The following is a 6,456-nucleotide window of genomic DNA, read 5'->3' as shown; positions in this document are numbered from 1 at the left end:
TTCGCGCGGGCGGGCGCCTGCGGCGCACCGGCGAGCGCGGCCAGGGCGAGCAGGGCGGCGAGCGTCATCGTGCGGCCCCACGCCCGGCCTCGAGGTGGGCGCCCCCGTCGATCAGGATCTGCCCGACGGCGGGGTCGAGCGTGAAGCGCGGCCCGGTCAGCCGGTAGCCGGTCCCCTCGACGACGACGGGCTCGTCGCCGCGCACGAGGCCACCGCCGTCCGAGGGCTCGTAGCGGGCGCTGGCGGTCCGGGCGACGTCCTCGCGCCTGCTCACCACCACCCCGCCGGTCGCGGAGAAGACGCTCTTCGAGAGCACCCCTTCGCCGCGCGGGGCGGTGATCCGGACCGGCGCACCCTCCCCGGGCAGGACGGCCACGAGGTCGTGCGCGGTGACGCGGGTCGAGTCACGCCGCAGCGTGGCGGAGGCCGCCTCGCCCGAGGCGCGCAGCTCTTCCCGCCGGTACATGCGGAATCGTACCCCTTCGAGCTTCAGCTCCGGCGCCACCTGCTCGGCCTCCCGTGGTTGGTTCGAACGGCATCCCGGCGTCGCCAGGAGGGCGGCAGCGAGCGAGACCGCCCGCACTGCCCATGTCGAAAACCGCGGAAACGGTAGCATTCTTTCCAACCCCGATCGACGGGCACACACCTTGCTATGCGGGGTGCGCCTAGGCGCCGGAAAGCTCAGAGCTTTTCGGCATCGTGCTTGCTTGCTGCGGCGAGCCGGCCTCGGCGGGCGGGCGGGTCTTCCAGCGCTCGTGCATCCAGACCCACTCTTCCGGGCTACGTCGGATGGCGGTCTCGAGCGCGAGCGAGCAGGCGGCGGTCAGCCGGACGGCCTCGGCCTCTCGGTCCTGCGCGGACGGGTCGTACGGGATCTCCACCACCTCGAGGAGGTGCCCGTCCCCGGCGCGCGACCCCCTGCGGCGGATCGTGCCGACCACCACCGGCGCGCCGAAGCGGAGCGCGAGGTCCGCCGCCGCGCGAGGCGTGTAGGCCAGGCGGCCGAAGAAGGGCACGTGGACGCCCTGCACGTCGGTGTCCTGGTCGATGAGGAGCCCGAGGGCCCGCCCCTGGCGGAAGGTGCGGATGATGGCCCGGCCGGTCTCCGGGTTCTCGCGCCAGAGCGTCGTCACGCCACCGGAGGCGCGGAACTCCTCGGCCAGCGCGTTGAGCCTGGGGTCGTGGCCGGCCTTGGCGATGACCGCGTTCGGCACGCCCGCGCGGGCGATGCGCCGGGCGAGGAGCTCCCAGTTCCCGACGTGGCCGGTGACGAACATCATCCCCTTGCCCCGCGCCATCACCTCGCGGAGCACCTCGCCGTTCGCGAGCTCCACGTAGGTCTCGAGCCGCGCGTCGTAGGAGCGGATCGTCACCACCTCCATCGCGGCGCGGCCGAGGTGCACGAACATGCGGCGCGCGATGGCCTCGCGCTCCGCTTCGGACCTCTCCGGGAACGCGAGCGCGAGGTGCCGGAGGGCGAGCCGTCGCGTCTTGCCGGCGAGGAGGTAGCCGAGCCAGCCGAGGGCGCCGCCGAGCGCGAGCGCCACGGAGAGGGGCAGGAGCGAGAGGAGCCGGATGGCGGCGCGCACGATCGCCGACCGCACGCTCCGCTTGATCCGCTTGCGCAGCGAGACCGTCATGGCGGCGCGAAACTAGCACGTGATCCGGGGGGATCGGCAGGGGCGCGGGCCCTTGACTTCGAGGGTTTCGGCGCGCTCGCGCGCGCCCCCCTCGTGCGGGCTAGACGGCGATCTGCTTCGCTGCGAGGAGCAGGTCGCACAGCTCCCGGACGGCGCCGCGGCCGCCCGGAGCCGCGGTGACGAGGTGCGCGGCGGCCCTCGCCTCGGGGCGGGCGTCGGCGGGCGCCGCGGCGAGCCCCACCCGGCGGAGGAGCGGCACGTCGTTCACGTCGTCGCCCATGTACGCGACCGCCTCGTCCGGAAGGCCCAGGTGCGCGAGGCGGGCGTAGCCCTCGAGCTTGTCGCGCTCGCCGAAGATGAGGTGCTTGAAGCGGAGCTCCACGAGCCGGACCTCGGTCGCCTTCCCCGGCCGACCGGAGATGACGCCGAAGTCCACGTGGTCGCGGAGGAGCACGACGCCGTGCCCGTCCCGCACGTCGAACGCCTTCAGCGCCTCGCCCTCGGGGCCGTACCAGATCCGCCCGTCGGTGAGGACGCCGTCCACGTCGAGCAGGACGAGCCGCACGCGCGCGGCGCGCGCGAGGAGGTCGTCCTGCGGGCTCACGGCTGCCCCAGGGCGCGCCGGACCGCGAGCACCTCGGTGAGGAGCCGGTCCGCCATGTCGAAGTCGAGCGAGTTCGGGCCGTCGGACTTCGCCTGCGCGGGGTCCTCGTGGATCTCGATGAAGAGCGCGTCGATGCCGACCGCGGCGGCGGCGCGCGCGAGCGGCGCCACGTACTGCCGCTCGCCGCCGGTGGTGTCCCCGCCGCCGCCCGGGAGCTGCACCGAGTGCGTCGCGTCGAGGCACACCGGCACGCCGAGCTCGCGCATGATCACGAGCCCGCGCATGTCGACGACGAGGTTGCCGTAGCCGAAGGTGGCGCCGCGCTCGACGAGGAGCACGTTCTCCTGGCCGGCCTCGCGGCACTTGGCGACCGCGTGGCGCATCTCCCGCGGCGCGAGGAACTGCCCCTTCTTCACGGAGACGCTCTTGCCGTGGCGCGCGCAGGCGAGGACGAGATCCGTCTGCCGGCAGAGGAACGCCGGCACCTGCAGCACGTCCACCACGCGCCCGGCCGGCTCCGCCTGCCAGGTCTCGTGGACGTCGGTCGTGCAGGGGAGGCCGGTCTCGCGCTTCACCGCCTCGAACGCGGCGAGCCCCCGCTCGAGCCCGACGCCGCGGTAGCTCTTGCCGGAGGAGCGGTTCGCCTTGTCGAAGCTCGCCTTGAACACCGCGGGGAGCCCGTGCTTCTCGGCGAGCGCCTTCACCTTGCGCGCGTGCGCGAGCGCGTGGGCCTCGGACTCCATGACGCACGGCCCCGCGATGAGGAGGAGCCGCCGGCCGTCGCCGACCTCGTGCCCGCCGATGCGGGCGAGAACGCGCTCGTTCATCCCTGGACGTTCTTCCCGACCGGGAGCTTCGTCACCGCCGCGTGGCGGCCGGCCTGCTGGTCGCGGTGCTCGCGCGCCGCGCGCACGAACCCGGCGAAGAGCGGGTGGGGGGCGAACGGCTTCGACTTGAACTCGGGGTGGAACTGGCAGCCCACGAAGTGCGGGTGGTTGTTGAGCTCGATCATCTCGACGAGGTTGAGCTCGGGGTTCGTGCCGGAGAACACCATCCCCTGCGCCTCGTACTGCGCGCGGTAGGCGTTGTTGAACTCGTAGCGGTGGCGGTGGCGCTCCTGGACGAGCTCGACGCCGTACAGCTCGCGCGCCTTCGTCCCCTCCTTGAGGGCGCAGGGGTAGCTGCCGAGCCGCATGGTGCCGCCCTTCTCGGCCACGGCCTTCTGCGCCTCCATGAGCGTGACGACCGGGTGCGGCGTCTGCTCGTCGAACTCGAGCGAGTTCGCGCGCTCGAGGCCGAGCACGGTGCGCCCGAACTCGATGACCGCCATCTGCAGGCCGAGGCAGATCCCGAAGAACGGGATCTTGTGCTCGCGCGCGTGGTGCACCGCGAGGATCTTCCCCTCCGTGCCGCGCACGCCGAAGCCGCCGGGGACGAGGATCGCGTCCACCTGGTCGAGCTCGGAGAGATCGCCCTCCTCGAGCTTCGTCGAGTCGATGAAGACCTGCGTCACCCGCACGTCGCCGGCGATGCCGCCGTGCACGAGCGCCTCGTTGAGGCTCTTGTAGCTCTCGTGCAGCTCGACGTACTTGCCGACCACGCCGATCCGCACCTCGCCGTGCTTGGGCGCCTTCACCTTCTGGACGATCTGCTCCCACTTGTCGAGGCGCGGCGCGCGGCTCCAGATGTTGAAGAGCTCGGCGAGCTTGTCGTCGAGCCCCTCCTTGTGGAGCTCGAGCGGCACCTCGTAGATCGACTTCACGTCGAGCGCGGTGAACACCGCCGACGGGTCCACGTTGCAGAAGAGCGCGATCTTGTCCTTCATCTCCCGCGAGATCTCGCGATCCGAGCGGCAGAGCAGGAGGTCCGGCTGGATGCCGATCTCGCGCAGCTCCTTCACGGAGTGCTGGGTGGGCTTCGTCTTGAGCTCGCCGGCGGCGGCGATGAACGGCACGAGCGTGAGGTGCGCGTAGACCGCGTTCTCCTCGCCCACGTCGTACTTCATCTGGCGGATCGCCTCGAGGAACGGCAGCGACTCGATGTCGCCCACGGTGCCGCCGACCTCCACGATGAGGATGTCGACGCCGCCCGCCGCCTCGCGGATGACCGCCTTGATCTCGTCGGTGATGTGGGGGATGACCTGCACGGTCTTCCCCAGGTACTCGCCGCGCCGCTCGCGCTGGATGACGTTCGAGTAGATGCGCCCGGTCGTGTAGTTGTTCTTCCGGGTCATCTTGGCGCTGGTGAAGCGCTCGTAGTGCCCGAGGTCGAGGTCCGTCTCCGCGCCGTCGTCGGTGACGTACACCTCGCCGTGCTGGAACGGGCTCATCGTCCCGGGATCGACGTTGATGTACGGGTCGAGCTTGAGGTGCGTGACCTCGAGCCCCCGGTTCTCGAGGAGCGCGCCGATGGACGCGGCCGCGAGGCCCTTCCCGAGCGAGCTCACGACGCCGCCGGTGACGAACAGGTACTTGGTCTTCTTGCCTCGCTTCACCATCCGTGTCCCCTTCCCCTCACTCATGCGCGACCGGCGGCGAGCAGCGCCCGCGCCCGGTCGAGGTCCTCTGGCGTGTCGATGCCGAAACCCCGGTAGGCGGTGTCGGCCACGCGGATCCTGTGCCCGTGCTCGAGCGCGCGCAGCTGCTCGAGCGACTCCTCCGCCTCGAGCCGCCCGGGCGGCAACGCGGCGAACTGCTGGAGGAACGCGGCGGTGAACGCGTAGATGCCCACGTGCGCGCGCGCGAGCGGGCTCTGTCCGCCCGCGCGGCGGTGCGGGATGGGCGCGCGAGAGAAGTAGAGCGCGTCGCCCCGCAGATCGGTCACCACCTTCACGACCTGCGTCCGCTCGAGCTCCTCCGGCTCGAGCGGGCGGGCGAGCGTCGCCATCTCGACGTCGCCGTCCATCGCCCGGACGAGCGTCTCGATCGCCGCCGGCTCGATGAGCGGCTCGTCGCCCTGCAGGTTCACCACGACGTCCGGCGCCGGCGCGAGCCGCCGCGCCGCCTCCGCCACCCGGTCCGTCCCGGTGCTCGCCGGACCCGTCAGGATCGCCTCCGCGCCCGCGGCGGCCGCGGCACGCGCGATGCGGTCATCGTCCGTCGCGACCGCGACGGCGTCGACGCCACGCGCAGCACGCGCCCGGTCGACCACATGGGCGATCAGGGGCAGGCCTGCCAGTTCGGCGAGGGGCTTTCCGGGGAAGCGCTGGGCTCCGAACCGGGCCGGGATGATGACGGCGATGCGTCTCAAACCGGGACCGCAAAGTACGGGAAGGGACCGATCGCGTCAACCCGCGACTGCCGCACGGCCTATGTGGATCCCACTCCGCGCGAGAGAGCGTGCGCGTGGCGGCTCGCGGGCCGGCCCAGGCCCTCGCGTCGGGGCACCCGGGTCGGCGAACGGCGCCCGTCTGCCGCGGACGCCACGCGCCGGCGCGGTTCGCTCGCTCTGCGCCGGGCCCCCCTCGAGGCCCGGCGCGCGAGCCGTCGGCGTACGCGGAGCCCTCTAGTACCAGTCGAAGCCGGCGTACAGCATCCAGAACTGGGAGCCTTCCGGCGCCGTGTCGCTAGAGCCGTAGAACTGCTTCGAGGCGTCCAGGTTCACGGTCAGGTTGAACTGCTTCCCGAGCCAGAACGCGTAGCCGAGGCCGCCGAGGATGTTCGTGCCGCCGAAAGTGTCCGTGACGTCGTCGAACCCGTCGTCGTACGCGAGGGACAGCGCGGACAGGCCGAGGCCGCCGCGCACGAAGAAGCCCCGCTCCATGGGGAAGAACGTCGCGACCGCGTCGTAGTTCGTGATCTGGGCGGAGGTCGTCAGGCCGCTGCCGCTCGCCTGGGCGCGCGCAGCGGTGATGTCGAGGCCGAGGAGGAGGCGCGGGGTGACGGTCCAGCCGACCTTGAAGTTGAGCGCGAGGCGGGTCGGGTCGCGATCGTAGTTCAGCTCCTTGAACGACAGGCTGTCGCCCTGGCCGGAGACGCTCCCGTCCCCCATGCCGACGCCGAAGCCGATGTACCAGTTGTCGCGCTGCTGGGCGGGCGCGTAGCGCGGCGCGCGCGACCCTGGCGTGTAGGGCGGCTGCGGCCCCGGATCCTGGGCGGCCGCGGCGAGGGGGAAGGCGATGAGCAGGGCGAGCAGCTTCCGCATGGTTGGCTCCTGGAGGGGTGGGCGAACGAACGGACGATGTTACCTGCTCGGGGATTCATCGGTCATCGT

The 6,456-nt window shown here is 72.1% G+C and carries 7 protein-coding genes; all 7 read right to left on the bottom strand.

Annotated features, from left to right (window positions below; all coding sequences use genetic code 11):
- Positions 1-64: 64 nt before the first annotated feature.
- The 7 genes from MNY60_RS17920 to MNY60_RS17890 all read right to left on the bottom strand — a co-directional run bounded on the left by MNY60_RS17920 (position 65) and on the right by MNY60_RS17890 (position 6,387).
- Positions 65-466 (bottom strand): hypothetical protein, encoded by a 402-nt coding sequence (locus tag MNY60_RS17920; protein WP_242361324.1) that lies wholly within the window; start codon positions 464-466, stop codon positions 65-67.
- Between the two features lie 199 nt (positions 467-665).
- Positions 666-1,640 (bottom strand): lysophospholipid acyltransferase family protein, encoded by a 975-nt coding sequence (locus MNY60_RS17915; RefSeq protein ID WP_242361322.1) that lies wholly within the window; start codon positions 1,638-1,640, stop codon positions 666-668.
- Between the two features lie 100 nt (positions 1,641-1,740).
- Positions 1,741-2,244, bottom strand: coding sequence for an HAD family hydrolase (locus MNY60_RS17910; protein ID WP_242361320.1), 504 nt, complete (start codon positions 2,242-2,244; stop codon positions 1,741-1,743).
- Positions 2,241-3,071, bottom strand: a complete 831-nt coding sequence (kdsA, locus tag MNY60_RS17905) for a 3-deoxy-8-phosphooctulonate synthase (protein ID WP_242361319.1) — start codon at positions 3,069-3,071, stop codon at positions 2,241-2,243. The genes MNY60_RS17910 and kdsA overlap by 4 nt, the downstream gene beginning before the upstream one ends.
- Positions 3,068-4,741, bottom strand: coding sequence for a CTP synthase (locus MNY60_RS17900; protein WP_242337161.1), 1,674 nt, complete (start codon positions 4,739-4,741; stop codon positions 3,068-3,070). The genes kdsA and MNY60_RS17900 overlap by 4 nt, the downstream gene beginning before the upstream one ends.
- Positions 4,742-4,761: 20 nt before the next feature.
- The gene (kdsB, locus tag MNY60_RS17895; protein WP_242337159.1) at positions 4,762-5,493 is read right to left on the bottom strand and encodes a 3-deoxy-manno-octulosonate cytidylyltransferase; all 732 of its coding nucleotides are present in this window, start codon (positions 5,491-5,493) and stop codon (positions 4,762-4,764) included.
- A gap of 255 nt (positions 5,494-5,748) precedes the next feature.
- Complete coding sequence (locus tag MNY60_RS17890; protein WP_242361317.1) at positions 5,749-6,387, bottom strand: hypothetical protein; 639 nt, start codon at positions 6,385-6,387, stop codon at positions 5,749-5,751.
- Between the last annotated feature and the right edge of the window lie 69 nt (positions 6,388-6,456).

It is taken from the genome of Anaeromyxobacter sp. SG17 (assembly GCF_022690695.1).
Lineage (GTDB): Bacteria > Myxococcota > Myxococcia > Myxococcales > Anaeromyxobacteraceae > Anaeromyxobacter > Anaeromyxobacter soli.
The sequence above is the reverse complement of the archived record's forward strand: the minus strand, read 5'-3'. Positions and strand labels throughout refer to the sequence as shown.